This window comes from Kitasatospora sp. NPDC059817, from assembly GCF_042731835.1.
Taxonomy (GTDB): Bacteria; Actinomycetota; Actinomycetes; order Streptomycetales; family Streptomycetaceae; genus Kitasatospora.
The window spans coordinates 1-15902 of record NZ_JBHWIR010000102.1; the positions used below are offsets into that span (position 1 = coordinate 1).

Here is a 15902-nt window from a genome sequence, read left to right on the forward strand (position 1 = left end):
GGGGGCGGGGGGGGAGGGCGGCGGGGTCGCGCCGGGGCCGGGCGGGCCCCCCGGGCCCCCCGCCCCCCCCGCGGGGGTGGGGGGCGGCCCCCCCCCCGCGGCGCGGCGGCCCGGCGCCGAACGGGTGGTGGCCGGGCGCGGGGTGCGCGGCGGGCGCGCCGGGTGCGGCCGGGGTGCCGTACGGGTCGTGCGGGCCGGCGGCGGGGACGCCGTGGGCCGGGGTGGCGTACGGGTTGGCACCCGGCGGCAGGGCCGGGCTCTCGGCGACGGGTGCGACAGGTGCGACGGGTACCGCCGGCGCGGCCGGGACCGGCGGGGCGGGCGGCAGGACGGGCGGCGGCGCGTCGATGTAGCCGGTGGCGGCGTCGACCGGGGCGGTCGGCGCGTCGGCGGCCGGCGCGGCCGGGGCCTGCGGGGCCGCCTCCGGCGCGGGGACCTTGGTGAAGGCCACGGTGGGCTGGTACCCGCCCTCGGCCGGAACACCATCGGTCGGCGCGGCCTCAGCCGGTGCGGCCTCGGCGGCCGGCGCGGCCTCGGGCTCGGGGACCCGGCCGAAGGCCAGTGTCGGCTGGTGCCCGCCCGAGGCGTGGCCGTCGGAAGCGGGAACAGCCGCCGCCTGGCCGCCCGAGGGCTGCTCCCCCTGCGGCCCGGTGGGCCCAACCTCGCGCTCGGTGCTCACGAACGACCTCCATAGCTGACAGAACCAAGGACCATAGTTTTTCGTACTGCCGATTCGATTGCCGTAAGGACCCCTCTGAATAACTCATAAGAATCCTTAGCCGCCGCCGACAGCCGGGCCGCCGACCAGGCTGTCCTGCGCCGACGACCGAGCCGACGACCGAGCCGACGAGCAACTCGACGGCCGAACCGGCGACCAGGCCGACGACCGGAGGCTCCCCCACCTCCGCCGGACGTCCCGCGATGCGGGCCGCACACCCCGTGGCCTTGGCGTTCACCCCCGGGCCGGTTAGCCTGTCGCTCACAACTGACACGCGGGAGCTTGGACCGACCAGGCTGAGAGTGCGCTGGTCGACCGTACGCCACGGGATCGTGGGCGGACCGTCGAGGGGGCGCAGACCGCCGGAACCTGTCCGGGTAATGCCGGCGTAGGGAGTATCGGCCATGTCGCCTGCTTCGCCATCCTCTTCTTCGGGCGCGCCCGCGTCCAAGGGTTTCCCCGAACCGTCCCCGACCGCTCACGACGGTGACAGCGGTGACAGCGGTCGCCCGGGCCCCACCGACACGGCGACCGCCGTCCTGGACCGCCCGGAGCGTGCCGAGGCACCGCTCGTACTGGACACCGAGCCGCCGCGCACGCTGCGCTTCCGGGACCACTTCGCGCTCTGGATGAACCTGGGCGTCAGCCTGATCGGCTTCTCCACCGCCGCGACCGTGCTCGGAGCCAAGGGCAGCGAGCTGTCGCTGGCCGCCGCGGTGACCGCGATCGTGGCCGGCACCGTGGTCGGCACCGCGATGCTCGGCGTGGCCGCGCTGATCGGGGCCCGTACCGGTGCGCCCGCGATGGCGAACCTGCGCGGGCTGTTCGGCACCCGGCTGTCGTACGTCCCGACGGTGCTGAACATCGTCCAGTGCGTCGGCTGGGGCGTGTTCGAGCTGCTCACGATCGCGGTGGGCGCGCAGACCGTCGCCCACACCGACGGCTACCGCTGGCTGTTCGTGCTCCTGGCGGGCGCGCTGACCACCGCGCTGACCATCTGGCCGCTGGGCTCGATCGCGGTGCTGCGCCGCTTCGTGGCCGGTGCGGTCGCCGTCGCGATGGTGTACTTCACCGTCCAGTTGGGCCGCCAGGGGGTGCCCGACCCGGGCGCCGGCAACTGGCACGGCTTCCTGGGCGCCACCGACGCGATGATCGCGGTGTCGATCTCCTTCGTCCCGCTGGCCGCCGACTACACCCGGCACTCGCGCACCGCGCGCTCGGCGTTCTGGGGCAGCTTCTCCGGCTACACGATCGCCCAGGTCTGGTGCTACGTGCTCGGCCTGATGGCCCTGCTGCAGTCCGACGGCGACCCGAACAGGATCTTCGACTCCTTCCTCGGCGTCTGGGCCGGCTGGCTGTTCCTGCTGGTGCTGGTGCTGCGCGAGACGGACCAGTCCTTCGCCAACGTGTACTCGACCGCGATGTCGGTGCAGAACCTGCTGCCGAAGGTGGACCGCCGGGTGCTGACCGGCGGGATCGGCCTGCTGATCACCGTGCTGGCCCTGCAGATCGACAAGTTCACCGACACCTACACCAACTTCCTCGGCCTGATCGGCTCGGTCTTCGTGCCGCTGCTGGCGGTGCTGGCGGTGGACTACTTCTTCGGCGCCGGCCGGTACGGCTGGAACCTCTCCGCCGACGCGCCCTCGCGCCGCCTGATGCTGCTGCCGTGGGTGCTGGGCTTCGCGGTCTACCAGTTCATCGCGCCGACCGCGGTGGCCGGCTGGTGGACGGACTTCTGGACCTCCGCCCAGGACGCCCTGCACTTCACCCCGCAGGAGTGGACGTCGGCCTCGCTGTTCGCCTTCCTGGTGCCGGCCCTGGTCACCTGGGCGCTCACCCCGCTGACCCGCAGGGCGGCGCGGAGCTGACCGACCGGCACCGAAGACGGCCCCGCGGATTGGGGCCGTCTTCGCCTGCGCGTCACTTCCGCCGCCTATCGTGGGGCCCGTGACCAGCACAGACCCGTCCTCGACGGCGGCGCGCACCACGCCGCCCGTCCAGGTGATCGCCCACCGCGGTTCCTCGCACGCCCTGCCCGAGCACACCCTGGCGGCGTACCGGCGCGCGCTCGACGAGGGCGCGGACGCGGTCGAGTGCGACGTCCGGCTGACCGCTGACGGCGAGCTGGTCTGCGTGCACGACCGCCGGATCGGCCGGGTCTCCAACGGCCAGGGCACCGTCTCGGCGATGACGCTGGCCGAGCTGGAGGCGTACGACTTCGGCGCCTGGAAGACCGGCCGCCCCAGCACCGACCCCGAGCTGCGCGGCGTGCTGCGGCTGGAGCGGCTGCTGGAGCTGGTGGTGGACTGCGGCCGCCCGGTGGACCTGGCGATCGAGACCAAGCACCCGGTGCGCTACCGCGGCCGGGTGGAGGCCGAGCTGCTGCGGACGCTCGAACGCTTCAAGATCGGCGCGAGCCGGGAGGGCGAGCGCCCCTCGGCCCGGATCATGAGCTTCTCCTCGGTGGGGCTGGACCGGGTGGCGGCCTCGGCGCCGGAGTACCGGCGGGTGTTCCTGTTCGAACGGACCCTGCCGCTGCTCGGCCGACTGCGCCCGGGCTCCCCGCTGCCGGGCGGGGCGCGGATCGCCGGGCCGGGCATCGACCTGGTGCGGGCCCGCCCGCAGCTGGTGACGCGGCTGCGCGAGCTGGGGCACGAGGTGCACGTGTGGACCGTGGACGAACCGGCCGACGTGGAACTGTGCCTGGAGCTCGGGGTGTCCGCGATCATCACCAACCGGCCCGCCGAGGTCCTGGCGCAGCTCGGGCGGTGATCCGCCGTCGGGCGGCGGGCCGCCCGCAAATCCACCCGCAAAGCCCGGACACAACCTGATCGTTCTGGTCGGCAGTCAAACCTTCCGGGCCCGTTATTGCCGGAATTCATGCGCCGGGGCGACGCAGGGTGAGCACGGAATGACCTCAGGTCCACCCTCGGTCGCAATCGCTTGAAATGTCCTCGCGGGATCGTCCGGCGGTCGTTTCCGACGCATTACCAAGGGGCATCTCTCCCTCGGCATACGCTGAAGGAGGTCCGGGGGTGGCGTTGATGGTGGCGCGTGAAGTGCCGACTTCATCGACCATGGCAGTGCCGCACGGCCCGGCGAGTGTCGGGGTCGCACGGCGCCGGCTGCGTCGAGATCTCGGCGACCGGCAGATACCGGAGCCGGTCATTGATGATGCCGTATTGATCCTTTCCGAACTGCTGAGCAACGCCTGTCGGTACGCCCGTCCGCTCGGCCCGCTGCGGGCCCTGGGGCGCGGCGCGCGGGCCGAGGTGGTGGACCAGCTGCTGGTCGGCGTCCCCTCCGGGACGCACCCCGCCACGGGCGGCCGGGAGCGCGAGGAGCACGGGAGCGGAACGGACGGCGGCGTGCTGGTCCGCTGGCAGCTGCACGCCGACGGCGTGCTCACCCTGGAGGTCACCGACGGCGGCGCGACCACCCGGCCGCTGCCCGCCGGCCCCTCGCTGACCTCGCGCGGCGGTCGCGGCCTGAACATCGTCGGCCAGCTGGCCAGCGACTGGGGCGTGCGCGACGCGCCCGGCGAGGTGACGGTCTGGGCGGCGCTGCCCGCCCGGGCCCGGCACGCCCGGCGCACCGGTGGTGACGCCCGCAGCGCCTGAACCGACGCGCGCCCCCCACCCGTCCGCCCGGCGCGTGCCCGCACGCCGGGGGAACGTCAGTAGGCTGCCCGGAGCAAAGGACCACCGTTCCCGGGAGAGCCGCACCATGGGCAAGAAGGCCGCCAAGAAGGCGCCGCAGCGTCAGTCCACCACCGCCGTCGCGGGCGAGGTCCCCGTGGTGGGGGCCCGCGAGAACTGCCCCTGCGGTTCGGGCCGCCGGTACAAGGCCTGTCACGGCCGGGAGGCCTCGCACGCGGTGCAGGAGCTGGTGCACCGCCCGTTCGAGGGCCTGGCGGGCGAGGCCGACTGGGTCGCGCTGCGCGAGCTGGTGCCCGCCGCCACGGTGCCGCTGACGCTGGCCGCCGGGGTGGCCGAGGGCGCCACCGGCGACGTCCCGTCGGTGACCCTGGCCACCGTGCTGCCGCTGGCCTGGCCGGCCCTGCGCCGCCAGGACGGCTCCATCCTGCTCGGCCTGCAGACCCAGTCCTCCTCCGGCGACCTCAGCCGCGACCTCGCGGACGCCCTGGAGCTGGCGCTGGCCACCGAGCCGGGCAACCCGGTGCCGTCCCGCCGGACCGAGGCGGGCGGACGCCGGCTCCAGGACCTGCTGGACGTCAACGCCGCGTTCACTCCCGCCGTGCACACCGGCTTCGAGTTCTGGCTGGAGGACGCCGAGACCGCGACCGGCGAGGTCGCCGCCTCCCTGGAGCGCGCCAACGCCTCGGCCATCCCGACCGAGAAGCTGGCGAGCGCCGACGCCGCCTACTGGTGCGGCACCCCCGACAAGAACCACCTGCGCTGGGTGATGACCGTGCCCGAGGAGCGGCTGCTGGACGCGCTGGCCCGGCTGAGCGCCGCCGACCAGTCCTCGCTCGGCCCGGACACCCGCCTGGTCGGCTCGTTCCGCGCGCACGGCCTGACCGTCCCGGTCTGGGACCTCCCGCTCGCCATGACCGCCGCCGACTGCGAGAAGCCGGCCGCCGAGTTCGCCGAGCGGCTGGCCTCGGTGCTCGCCGACGAGACCCCGTTGACCGCCGAGGAGCGGCGCGCCCGCGCGAACCTGGTGAACCGTCAGGTCACCTTGAACTAAAGCGCCCGGGATCCGGGTGATACGCGTCACATTGTCGCCATGAAGCCGCAATTTCCGGGCGGGCAGGGGGTCTTGGAAATTGGCGCGGGCGCGGATCCTTGTTACTGTCTAAAGAGTCCGGCCGCTGGTGCATCCCCCGTCGCCAGCGGCCGGATCTTTTGTTTTCCGCAGGGCCCCGACGAGCGGCCCGGGAACGGACCGGCGGATCAGTACGCCGAGCGACCGCTGTCCAACCGGACCGTCGCCTCCACCAACTCGCCCAGCAGCGGCCCGACCTGCGGCAGCCACACCCCGCCGTCGGCGTCCGGGTGCGGGGCCAGCACCCAGCGCACCCGGCCGGCCGCCCCGCCGGGCGGCAGCGGCAGGAAGCCGTCCGCCCCGTGGTAGCGCAACGAGCCTGGCACCCAAGGGAGTTGAGCGAGCATCTCGCCGATCGCGTCCAGCGAGTACGGGGCCACCAGCAGCGCGTACCGGCCCGGCATCGCCAGCACCGGACCGAGCGGCAGCCGCAGCGCGCCCAGGTAGACCAGCGCCCGGGCGCCGGCCGCCGCCGGCAGGCTGACCGCCGAGACCACCGAACCGGTGGCGGCCAGCACCGGAGCGTCCGGGCTCTGCCGCTCCCACCACCAGCGCACCATCCGGGCGTCCGTGGTGGCGGCCAGCAGCGACGGGTCGTGCGGGTGCGCGCCCGGCACGGTGCAGTCCTGGTCGCCGCAGGAGCACTGGCCGCCGCGCAGAACGGCCCCCGGCACCACGGGCCAGCGGTGGTCGACGGCGGCCGTCAGGGCCGCGGCGAGCCGGGCAGGGCGCTGACGTGCGACGTCGTCCTGGACGGGGTGGTGGGGAGTGGCGGGCGGACACGGATCTTTCGGGTTCTCACGCATGGCGCTCGTTCCTTTCCCTGACCGCTCGGTTCGCTCCGGCCCGTCGGCACCGCCGGGACTCGTCACGCGGACCCGCGGTGGCACGGCCCCGGCGGCGCGAAGGGGGGCGGGCGGCATGGCGGGCGGCGCGGCGACGACGTGGATCACGGTGTGGAGCACGACATGAGAAGGGCCGCGCACTGAAACAGCCCCTGGAACGAGAATCCCGTATGCGACCGGATGGACGCCGCCCGGGCGCGCTTGGTTCCACCGTACGAGTGAGAGACTTCCGGCCAGCCCGGGTCCCGGGCGGCGCGGGCATACGATCCGGACGGCCGCCGGGTCCGTCCCCTCCGTTCTGCCCGCTCCCGGTCCCCTCCATGCCTCCCGACCGGACCGGCGCGCGGCCAGGCCGTACGCGCCCCCCGACCGGGTCTCGCGGATGTGGAACAGGCCACCGCGTCGTCCTGGATCTGGACATGCCCCAAATGGCCTGTGTAGAAGTGGTGGCATTGCTGTCGATCAATGACGAGTAGTAGCGAATCGAGGCGAAACGCGCCCTTTGGCCGTCATCGCTCCACACCGGCCGTACCTGGGGGTTCCGCATGGCACGTAGCACGTCAGGAGTGGCGGCATGACCGAGTCCCACCCGTCGTCGTCGACACCCTCCGAGCCGGGCGAGCCCGGCAGCGCCGGCGGGCTGACCGTCCTCGACCCACCGGGCTTCCCCGGCCCCGCCGACGCGCAGGACGGCGCGGCGGACGTCCGCACGGCACCGGCCGCCGGGGTGCAGGACCGTTTGGCCGGACGACTGTCCGATTTCACCAGCCTGCACCGGCACACCGAACAGCTCGCCCGCGCCCGCGGCCTCGCCGCCACCCTGGACACCGTCCTCGCCTCCGGCGCCGCCCTGCTCGGCGCCCGCCGCGGCGTCCTGGTCACCCGGATGCCCGGCGGCAGGCCCGGCCAGCCCGTCGGCCTCGGCCTCGACCGCGCCAGCCTCGGCGCGCTGGAGACCGTCCCGCCCGAGCAGAGCCTGCTCGCCAGGCTGCTGCGCGAACAGGACCGGCCCGAACGGCTGCACTCCCCCGACCTCGCCGAGGACCCGGCCACCGGCGCCCGGCTGCGCGAACTCGCCGCCCAGCTCGGCCTCGGCGGCTGCTACGGCCTGCCGCTCGCCACCGAGGAGGACGGCCCGCTCGCCGCCGCCCTCTGGTTCTACGACGAACCCGCCGAACCCACCGAGCGCCAGCGCGAGCTCGCCCACCGCTACGCCGGGATCGCCGCCCCGCTGCTCGCCAAGCAGCTGGAGGCGGACAAGGTCCGGCGCACCACCGAGGCGCTGCGCCGCGGCCTGCTGCCCGACCGGCTCCCCCAGCCCGCCGGCCTGCGGCTGGCCGCCCGGATCCTCCCGGCCGGCCTGGACCGCTCCTGCGGCAGCGACTGGTACGACGCCATCCCGCTGCCGGACGGCACCGTCGGCCTCACCGTCGGCTCCGTCTCCGGCGACGGCCCCGGCGCGGGCCCCGGCTCCGCCCCCGGCGCGGCCGCCGCGATGGGCAGGATCCGGGCCGCGCTGCGCGCCTACGCCGTCCTGGAGGGCGAGGACCCGGTGTCCGTCCTCGGCGACCTGGAACTGCTGCTCAAGACCACCGAACCGGCCCGCACCGCCACCGCCGTCTACGCCTGGGTGGAACCCGAGGAGCGCCGGATCACCCTGGCCGGCGCCGGCCACTGCCCGCCCGTCCTGGTCGGCCGGCACGGCGCCGAGTTCGTGGAGACCTCGCTCTCCGCCCCGCTCGGCATGCTGGCCTGCTGGGAGGCCCCCGGCGTCGAGCTCACCGCCGACCGCGGCGACACCCTGCTGCTCTACACCGAGGGGCTGGCCCGCCGCTGCGGCCCGACCCTGCACGCCGGCCAGGCCAACCTGCGCCGGGCCGCCGCCGACGCCCCGCGCGACGTGCGGATCGACCCGGACCGGCTCTGCGCCCACCTGCTGGCCGTCTGCCCCGACCCCGAGCCCGGACCGGCCACCGACGACCTGCTGCTGCTCGCGGCCCGCTTCGAATAGCCGCCCCGAACAGTCGTCCCGACCCCGAACGGGCGAGCGGCCGGGCGTCCGTACCATGGACGCACGGCCGCCCGCGCGTGTCGCGATCCGACACTCCCCCGAGGGGCGGCGGTACCACCCCAAGGAGGCGTTACACGTGACCGAGGACCGCACGCCCGCAGTGGCCGAGAACCCCGAAGCCGACGGCGGCGACGAGCCGCAGCAGTTCAAGGGCCGCAAGAACGGCCTGTACGGCGAGGTCTCCGACGAGCTGGCCGCCTCGATGAAGACCGGTTGGGCCGACACCGACCTGCACGGCCTCGTCCCGGTCGCCCAGGCCCCGTACGCGGCCGAGCGCCGCGCCCGGCTCTCCGCCGCCTACCCCGGCGAGCGGCTGGTCGTCCCGGCCGGCAACCTGCGGGTGCGTTCCAACGACACCGACTACAGCTTCCGCGCCGCCAGCGAGTACGTGCACCTCACCGGCGACCAGACCGAGGACGCCGTGCTCGTCGCCGAGCCCACCGGCGACGCCGGCCACGAGTTCGCCCTCTACCTGCTGCCCCGCTCCGACCGCGAGAACGGCGAGTTCTGGCTGGACGGCTACGGCGAGCTGTGGGTCGGCCGCCGCAACAGCCTGGGCGAGCAGGAGCAGCTGCTCGGCCTGCCGGCGCGCGACGTGCGCAAGGCCGCCGAGGAACTGGCCGGGCGCACCAAGGACTCCTCGGTGCCCACCCGGATCGTCCGCGGCTACGACGCCGGCCTGGAGGACACCCTGGCCGACGTGCTGGACGCCGACCGGGACGCCGAGTTCAAGGAGTTCCTGAGCGGCCTGCGGCTGGTCAAGGACGAGTGGGAGGTCGGCGAGCTGCGCGCCGCCTGCGACGCCACCGTCAAGGGCTTCACCGACGTGGTCCGCGAGCTCGGCCAGGCCGTCGCCACCTCCGAGCGCTGGATCGAGGGCACCTTCTGGCGCCGCGCCCGGGTCGAGGGCAACGACGTCGGCTACGGCACCATCGCCGCCGCCGGCCCGCACGCCACCACCCTGCACTGGGTCCGCAACGACGGCGACGTCCGCCCCGGCGAGCTGCTGCTGCTGGACGCCGGCGTGGAGACCCACACCCTCTACACCGCCGACGTCACCCGCACCCTGCCGATCGACGGCCGCTTCAACGAGCTCCAGCGCAAGATCTACGACGCCGTGTACGACGCCCAGGAGGCCGGCATCGCCGCGGTGAAGCCCGGCGCCCGCTTCCGCGACTTCCACGACGCCTCGCAGCGCGTGCTCGCCGAGCGCCTGCTCGCCTGGGGTCTGCTGGACGCCTCGGCCTACGACGTCGAGAAGGTCCTGGAGCTGGGCCTCCAGCGCCGCTGGACCCTGCACGGCACCGGCCACATGCTCGGCCTCGACGTCCACGACTGCGCCCACTCGCGCCGCGAGGAGCACGCCGACGCGCTGCTGGTGCCCGGCATGGTCCTCACCGTCGAGCCCGGCCTGTACTTCCAGCAGGACGACCTGACCGTGCCGCAGGAGTACCGCGGCATCGGCGTCCGGATCGAGGACGACATCCTGGTCACCGCCGACAGCAACGAGAACCTCTCGGCCGGCCTGCCGCGCCGCGCCGACGAGGTCGAGGCCTGGATGGCCTCGCCGGCCTGAGCCACCCGCCGAGGGCCCGGCCTCCCCGTGGTGGGGAGGCCGGGCCCTCGTGTCACTTGGTGACCTTGACGGAGATCTTCTTCTCGCCGAGCACGGTCAGCTTGCTTCCGTTGTACGGAAGCGTCACCTGCGCCGAGACCGGCATGTCCCCCGGGCCGTTCCCGGCGCCCAGGGTCAGCCGGTAGGTGACCTTCCTGGTCTGCCCCGGGGCCAGGGAGAACAGCGACGCCTGGTCCGCCACCGCGTAGCCCATGTCGCTGCCCGGCCCCATCGGCGCCGGCCTCCAGGTGTCGCCGTCCTGACGCTCCAGCTTGCCGTCGTTGGGCCCCTGCACGACCTGCACCGGCGGCGAACCCGGGTAGGGCTCCGTGACGACCAGCGGCTGCAACCGGCCGTAGGTGTTCTGGCTGGTGTTCCGGAAGGTCACCGAGAAGGTGACGGCCGAACTCCCCGCCGTCAGCTGCTGACCGGCCGCCAGGCCGTCGAAGGCGACCGCGATGTCGTTCCGGTTGGCCTCCGTGGGCGGCGCCTGGCGGCCGCTCAGGTCGAGGGTGTTGACGATCGTCATCAGTCCGGGCTGGTAGTCGGCCTTGAGGCCGATCGCCGCGACGGACACGAAGTCCTTCGGCAGGGCCCACATCTGGGCCGTGAAGGCGTCGCCACCGCAGTTGATCTGCCACTGCGACTTGCGTGCGGCACGGCCTGCCACGGTGGGTGTGCTCCTGGTCGGGCCGACACTGTCGATCTGTCCGCTCCTGGCGAGCGTGGGGGAGTAGGACCACGCCGGGCACCAGGGCTGCGTGGACCAACCGCTGCTGGAATCCAGGTCGGGCAGCCTCGGCCAGGCCTCCGACTCCTGGTCCAGGACCGTCAGAAGCACGCCGTGCGGCAGGCAGTCCCCGGCCGACGCGTCCTGCGGAGCACTCGGGCTCAGGATGCAGAGGCTGTTGGCGGCGGGATCCGGATTGACGGCCCGCCAGCCCGGCGGGATCTTGAACTTGACGCCCCGGAAGGGGTACGTCGTCCCGGCCGGCGCGGTGGTGGCCGGGGTGGTGGCGGGGGTGGTGGGCGGCGCCGTCGTCCGGGTGCCGGCCGACGTCGGGTCGGAGAGCGGGGCCCCGGTCTCCGGGTCGGCGGCGGGACTGCCGGTGTCCGGCGAGGGGGCCGTGGGGGTCGGGGCGGCGGTCGGTTCTGGGGCCGGGCTCGGCGAGGTCGTCGTGGTGGCGGCCGGCGGGGGGACGTCCTTCCTGGCCAGCGGGTCGCCGTGGAAGGTGAGCAGGCCGATCGCCAGGGAGGCGGCCAGCGCGAAGACCGGCACGGCGGTCAGGTACACCGGGCGCAAGCGCCGCACCCGGCCGCGCGGCGGTTGCGCCGGGCGCAGGTCGTGCGCGGTGATCAGCGAGGTGCGGGCGTTCATCGCCTCGCGCAGCAGCCGTTCGGTCGCCGTCTCGGCCGGCCCGTCACCGTCTCGGCCTCCGCTCTCGCGGCCGGGGAGCTTGTCGGTCATCGAACCTTCTCCAGATGCTTTTCCAAGGCGTCCAGGGCCCGGCTGGCGGTGGACTTCACGGCGCCCCGGGACAGCCCCAGGGTCTCGGCGATCTGCGCCTCCGACAGGTCGGACCAGTAGCGCAGCACCAGCACCTCGCGCTGGCGGGGGGTCAGCTCCTGCATGGCCGCGAGCACCCGCCGGTGCTCGTCGTTGAGCACCGCGTGGTCCTCCGCGGAGGCGGCGTCGGGCTCGTGCGGCGGGACGTACTCGCGGGCGGTCTTCCGGCGGCGCAGCACCGACCGGGCGCCGTTGACCACCGCGGTGCGCAGGTACCCGAGCGCGTTGTCCAGGTCGTCCAGGTGCTCGCCGTACCGCTGGTAGAGCTGGGTGAAGGCCTCCTGGACGACGTCCTCGGCCAGGTCCTGGTGGTCGACCAGGAGGACGGCCATCCGCACCAGGCCCAGCCGGTGGGCGTGGTACAGGTCGGTCAGGGTGGGCCGGTCCTGCGCGGGCTTGCGCCCGCCGCGCAGCAGCCGGAAGCCGGAACGGCGCTGCGCCGCCTGCTCGTCACCCGGACCGGTGGGCACCTCGTCGGCCTCCTGCGCGCCGAACAGCACGGCGACCACTCCGCGAACGGAGAAACCGCGCCCCCTCGTCGGCCCGGCGATCGGCCCGATGGCCATGGACATGCGCGTTTCCGCTTTCCCCCGGGACGGTGGCGGCTCTCGCCGGACCGTCAGGACTCCTGATCAAGATCGCGATCGGGGAGATCCTGACAGCCGCCCTCGGCCCGCCCCTCTCCGCCCCCGTACCAATGGACGTGTGACCGGGGTGAAGGTTGCAGGTGGATTCGAGCAGGATTCCCGGCCGGCCGGAACGGCTACACTCACCGCCATCCCGCCACCCGTCAGCAGGGGGTCCGCATGACCGAGCAGCACGTCGAGGGCCCGGTCGGCACCGGGCCGGGCCCGGTGCCCGTCGTCATCGGCCCCCGCCCGGAGCCGGTGCACCACGTCGCGGTGTACGCCTTCGCGGGCATGGCGCCCTTCGAACTCGGCGTGGTGGTGGAGGTGTTCGGGCTGGCCCGGCCCGAACTGGGCGGCCTGCTGGCAGCGCCCTGGTACGGGCTGAAGGTGTGCGCCGACCGGCCCGGGACGGCGCTGGACGCGGTGGGCGGGTTCGCGCTGACCGCCCGGCACGGGCTGGACGAACTGGCCTCGGCCGACACCGTGGTGGTCCCCGGGGTGCCGAACGCGTTCAGCGGCGCGGTCTCCCCCGGGCTGGTCACCGCGCTGCGGACGGCGCACGAGCGCGGCGCCCGGATCGTCTCGATCTGCTCGGGCGCCTTCGCGCTGGCCGCCGCCGGACTGCTCGACGGGCAGGAGGCGACCACCCACTGGCGGTACGCCGACCTGCTCCAGCAGCGCCACCCGGACGTGCGGGTCAACCCGGACGTGCTGTACGTCGACAACGGGAACGTGCTCACCAGCGCGGGCAGCGCCGCCGGGATCGACCTCTGCCTGCACCTGGTCCGCCGCGACCACGGCGCCAAGGTCGCCAACAGCGTGGCCCGCCGCTTCGTGGTGGCGCCGCACCGGGACGGCGGGCAGGCCCAGTTCATCGAGGCCGCCGTCCGCCCGGTCGAGGAGGAGGACGACGGGGTCGCCCGCAGCATGCAGTGGGCGATGGGCCACCTGGCGTCCCCGCTGACCGTCCCGCTGCTGGCCCGCGCCGCCCGGATGTCGGACCGCTCGTACCTGCGGCACTTCACGGCCCGCAACGGCACCAGCCCCATGGGCGGGGGGGGGGCCCCCCCCCACCCCGGCCCCCCGCCCCGGGGGGGGGGCCCCCCCCCCCCCCACCGCGGCCAGCCTGCCGTTGCTGGAGTCACCGGAGGGGACGGTGGAGGAGATCGCGGCGGCGGTCGGCTTCGAGAGCGCCGCGACCTTCCGCCACCACTTCGGCCGGGTGATGCGCACCTCCCCGACCGCCTACCGGCGCTCCTTCGGGCGCGGGGTCGCGTAGCCCCCCCGCCACGCGGCCCGGCATCCGGCATCCGGCATCCGGCATCCGGCATCCGGCATCCGGCATCCGGCATCCGGCGGCGACTATGCCTTCTCGTGCCGGTCCGCGTTGGCGAGGATGGCGTCGTGCAGCCACTGCGCCAGGCCCGGGGCGAGGTTCTCGTAGGTGGTGGTCCACCGCGGGTCGGAGACGTACAGCCCGGCCAGGCCGCGGTGGATGGTGAACGTGCAGTCGTAGAAGTTCTGGCAGATGTGCTGCCGGTGCGCCTCGGCGAGGTCCGTGGCGGCGGCGCCGTCGGCGGGTTCGCCGGCGGCGAGCGCCTCGACCAGGCGGGTGTTGAGGTCGGCCATCTCCGTCTGGATCCGCTGCCAGTCGGCCTTGCCGTAGCCGCCGGTGCGGCGCTGCGACTCGGCCCAGGCCGCGGTGTCGCCCCAGCGCTGTTCGGCCTCCTGCTCCCACTCCTCCTGGTAGCCCTCGCCGAAGATCTCGAACTTCTCCTCCGGGCTCAGCTGAATGCCCATTCTTCGTGCCTCCATGGCGTGTTCGACGGCTGTGGCGAGGTCCTGGAGGTGCCTGATCCGGTCGGTCAGCAGTCGGTGCTGCCGCCGGAGGTGCTCGCTCGGGCTGACCGAGTCGTCGTCCAGGATCGCCGCGATCTCTTCCAGGGGGAACCCGAGTTCGCGGTAGAAGAGGATCTGCTGCAACCGGTCGAGGTCGGCGTCCTGGTAGCGGCGGTAGCCGGTCCGGGTGCGGCCCGCGGGGGACAACAGGCCGATCTCGTCGTAGTGGTGCAGGGTGCGGACGGTCACCTTGGCGATCTTGGCCACGGCGCCGACCGAGTAGCCCTCGCTGCTCATCCGGGTTCTCCCTTCGTGCTGACCACCAGCCTCCGCTCTCACGCCGCGTGAGGGTCAAGCCGTCCTCGGGAGGGAGGGCACCGACGCCGTGACTGCGCCCGTGCCTGTGCCTGCGCCCGTGCCTGTGCCGGTCAGGCTCCGGTGCCGGTCAGGCTCCGGTGCCGGTCAGGCTCCGGTGCCGGTCAGGACGCGCTCACGCCGCCGGGAGGAACGGCGCCGCCCCTCGCCGTCCGCCGGGGTCCGCGGGCGGCGCGTCTGCTGGGTGGGCCAGAACAGCACGTACGCGGCGGAGACCACCACGAAGGCCAGCCGGACGAAGCCGCGGCCCGCGTCGGACGGGATGAGCAGCGTCCCGCCGTACAGCGCCGCCAGCGCTATCCAGCTCCACCACGGGACGAGCCGCTTCTGCCCGACCGCGTCCCAGAGCAGGGTGCCGAGCAGGATCGAGGCCGTGTAGTAGGTGTAGACGCTCGGGTCGAGCAGGATCCGGGCGTCCGCACCGAGCAGCACCACGGCCGGCCAGCGGCCGCGCCAGACCGCGATGGTGCCGAGGCCGAGGCCGAGGGCGAACTGGGTCGGACGGTCCCACCAGGGGGTGGCCGGGTCGGTCACCCCGAACCAGCGCAGTGCGGAGGCCGGCTGGTTGGGGATGGTGAACTTGGCGGCCGCCAGGGTGTCCAGATTGCCCAGGTAGAAGGGCAGCCAGGCGATCGCCACCAGTCCGACGAACCAGAGCGCGCTGCGCAGCCAGGCGGGCCTGGGCAGCGCCAGGATCAGCGGGGCGAAGGCGATCGCCCAGGGCTTGGAGTCCACCGCCAGCGCCAGGTAGACGCCGACCATGGTGGGTTTGCCGCGGGCCAGGGCGTGCACGGCGAGGGTGGTGAAGAACAGCGCCAGGACGTCGTCCAGGTGCGCGAAGCGGACCGAGACCTCGACCCACATCGGGATGAACGCCAGCCCGGCGATCAGCAGGCGCTGCTGGAGCCGGCGGTGGTTGGTGCCGGTGCCCAGGTAGTACAGGGCGGCGGTGCGACCGATCAGGACCAGCATCACCAGGCCGAGCCCGGACATCGCCGCCTCGGCGATCAGCTGGCCGGTGTGGGCCGAGAACGGGGCCGTGAGCCGGGCCACGGCCAGGCTGACCGGGCCGATCTGCAGCTCCGGGTGGTGGGCGTAGAGCGCCAGCCCGCCGTCCGGGTGGTCGCTGAAGAGCAGCTGCTCACCCTGGCGCAGGTAGTGCCAGGAGAAGCCTCCGCTGGGCTCGACCAGGAAGAACCAGAGCACCGTCCAGGCCACCAGCAGAACGTGGTGCCTGCGCAGCGGCAGCCCCGCGATCCGCCCGGTCGCCGACTCGTAGTCGGTGGCCGTCCGTGCCGTGCGTGATCCCCGCACCTGTCCCTCTCCCCGCCGGTTCCGCCCCCCTCCGGCCGGACATCCTATGTGACGGAGGTGTCCCGGCCCCCCGGGCCCCCCCCGGGGGGGGGCGGCGCGCCCGGGCCGGGCGGGGGGGGGGGGGGGGGGCGCGCGCCC

At 74.2% G+C, this 15902-nt stretch carries 12 protein-coding genes, 2 pseudogenes and 1 riboswitch; of the genes and pseudogenes, 8 read left to right on the forward strand and 6 right to left on the reverse strand.

The genetic code is table 11. The features are described from left to right. Window positions 1-679, reverse strand: a pseudogene (locus ACFV61_RS21650) (hypothetical protein); the annotation flags it as partial. A gap of 303 nt (window positions 680-982) precedes the next feature. Then, a riboswitch (TPP riboswitch) is annotated at window positions 983-1130 on the forward strand. Here ACFV61_RS21650 and ACFV61_RS21655 point away from each other — a divergent pair. The 4 genes from ACFV61_RS21655 (at window position 1123) to ACFV61_RS21670 (ending at window position 5431) form a co-directional block, all read left to right on the forward strand. Next, window positions 1123-2589 (forward strand): purine-cytosine permease family protein, encoded by a 1467-nt coding sequence (locus tag ACFV61_RS21655; RefSeq protein WP_380493411.1) that lies wholly within the window; start codon window positions 1123-1125, stop codon window positions 2587-2589. (Overlaps the previous riboswitch by 8 nt.) A gap of 79 nt (window positions 2590-2668) precedes the next feature. Next, a complete protein-coding gene (locus tag ACFV61_RS21660) occupies window positions 2669-3493 on the forward strand; it encodes a glycerophosphodiester phosphodiesterase (RefSeq protein ID WP_380493413.1) in 825 nt (274 codons plus the stop codon). A gap of 410 nt (window positions 3494-3903) precedes the next feature. After that, window positions 3904-4341, forward strand: a complete 438-nt coding sequence (locus ACFV61_RS21665; protein WP_380378468.1) for an ATP-binding protein — start codon at window positions 3904-3906, stop codon at window positions 4339-4341. A gap of 106 nt (window positions 4342-4447) precedes the next feature. Further along, window positions 4448-5431, forward strand: coding sequence for a DUF5926 family protein (locus ACFV61_RS21670; protein ID WP_380487172.1), 984 nt, complete (start codon window positions 4448-4450; stop codon window positions 5429-5431). A gap of 206 nt (window positions 5432-5637) precedes the next feature. Here ACFV61_RS21670 and ACFV61_RS21675 read toward each other — a convergent pair whose 3' ends face one another. Then, the gene (locus ACFV61_RS21675; protein WP_380493415.1) at window positions 5638-6315 is read right to left on the reverse strand and encodes a bifunctional DNA primase/polymerase; all 678 of its coding nucleotides are present in this window, start codon (window positions 6313-6315) and stop codon (window positions 5638-5640) included. Between the two features lie 613 nt (window positions 6316-6928). On the opposite strand from ACFV61_RS21675, the gene ACFV61_RS21680 reads away from it, so the two are divergent. Both ACFV61_RS21680 and ACFV61_RS21685 read left to right on the forward strand, forming a co-directional pair. Further along, window positions 6929-8365 carry a PP2C family protein-serine/threonine phosphatase gene (locus ACFV61_RS21680; protein ID WP_079135750.1) on the forward strand — a complete coding sequence of 479 codons (1437 nt, stop codon included), beginning with the start codon at window positions 6929-6931 and terminating at the stop codon, window positions 8363-8365. A gap of 136 nt (window positions 8366-8501) precedes the next feature. After that, on the forward strand, window positions 8502-10001 hold the full coding sequence (locus tag ACFV61_RS21685) for an aminopeptidase P family protein (RefSeq protein ID WP_380378470.1): 1500 nt from the start codon (window positions 8502-8504) through the stop codon (window positions 9999-10001). A 52-nt stretch (window positions 10002-10053) separates the two neighbouring features. On the opposite strand, the gene ACFV61_RS21690 is transcribed toward ACFV61_RS21685, so the two are convergent. Both ACFV61_RS21690 and ACFV61_RS21695 read right to left on the reverse strand, forming a co-directional pair. Then, entirely contained in the window at window positions 10054-11508 is a 1455-nt protein-coding gene (locus ACFV61_RS21690; protein WP_380487176.1) for a hypothetical protein, read from the reverse strand. Continuing rightward, entirely contained in the window at window positions 11505-12179 is a 675-nt protein-coding gene (locus tag ACFV61_RS21695; protein ID WP_380493418.1) for an RNA polymerase sigma factor, read from the reverse strand. Before ACFV61_RS21695 ends, ACFV61_RS21690 begins: the two co-directional genes overlap by 4 nt. Window positions 12180-12527: 348 nt before the next feature. Between ACFV61_RS21695 and ACFV61_RS21700 the strand changes: the two are divergent. Next, window positions 12528-12965 (forward strand): annotated as a pseudogene (locus tag ACFV61_RS21700) (DJ-1/PfpI family protein); the annotation flags it as partial. Between the two features lie 403 nt (window positions 12966-13368). Further along, a complete protein-coding gene (locus tag ACFV61_RS21705; RefSeq protein WP_380493420.1) occupies window positions 13369-13515 on the forward strand; it encodes a helix-turn-helix domain-containing protein in 147 nt (48 codons plus the stop codon). An 83-nt stretch (window positions 13516-13598) separates the two neighbouring features. Here ACFV61_RS21705 and ACFV61_RS21710 read toward each other — a convergent pair whose 3' ends face one another. Both ACFV61_RS21710 and ACFV61_RS21715 read right to left on the reverse strand, forming a co-directional pair. Further along, on the reverse strand, window positions 13599-14372 hold the full coding sequence (locus ACFV61_RS21710) for a MerR family transcriptional regulator (protein WP_380378477.1): 774 nt from the start codon (window positions 14370-14372) through the stop codon (window positions 13599-13601). Between the two features lie 165 nt (window positions 14373-14537). Then, entirely contained in the window at window positions 14538-15764 is a 1227-nt protein-coding gene (locus tag ACFV61_RS21715; RefSeq protein ID WP_380378479.1) for a hypothetical protein, read from the reverse strand. Window positions 15765-15902 lie beyond the last annotated feature (138 nt).

Bases quoted from the DNA above. Each gene is read 5' to 3' on its own strand.
- ACFV61_RS21655 (WP_380493411.1), top strand. From the start codon at position 1,123: ATGTCGCCTGCTTCGCCATCCTCTTCTTCGGGCGCGCCCGCGTCCAAG.
- ACFV61_RS21670 (WP_380487172.1), top strand. From the start codon at position 4,448: ATGGGCAAGAAGGCCGCCAAGAAGGCGCCGCAGCGTCAGTCCACCACC.
- ACFV61_RS21675 (WP_380493415.1), bottom strand. From the start codon at position 6,315: ATGCGTGAGAACCCGAAAGATCCGTGTCCGCCCGCCACTCCCCACCAC.
- ACFV61_RS21680 (WP_079135750.1), top strand. From the start codon at position 6,929: ATGACCGAGTCCCACCCGTCGTCGTCGACACCCTCCGAGCCGGGCGAG.
- ACFV61_RS21690 (WP_380487176.1), bottom strand. From the start codon at position 11,508: ATGACCGACAAGCTCCCCGGCCGCGAGAGCGGAGGCCGAGACGGTGAC.
- ACFV61_RS21695 (WP_380493418.1), bottom strand. From the start codon at position 12,179: ATGTCCATGGCCATCGGGCCGATCGCCGGGCCGACGAGGGGGCGCGGT.
- ACFV61_RS21710 (WP_380378477.1), bottom strand. From the start codon at position 14,372: ATGAGCAGCGAGGGCTACTCGGTCGGCGCCGTGGCCAAGATCGCCAAG.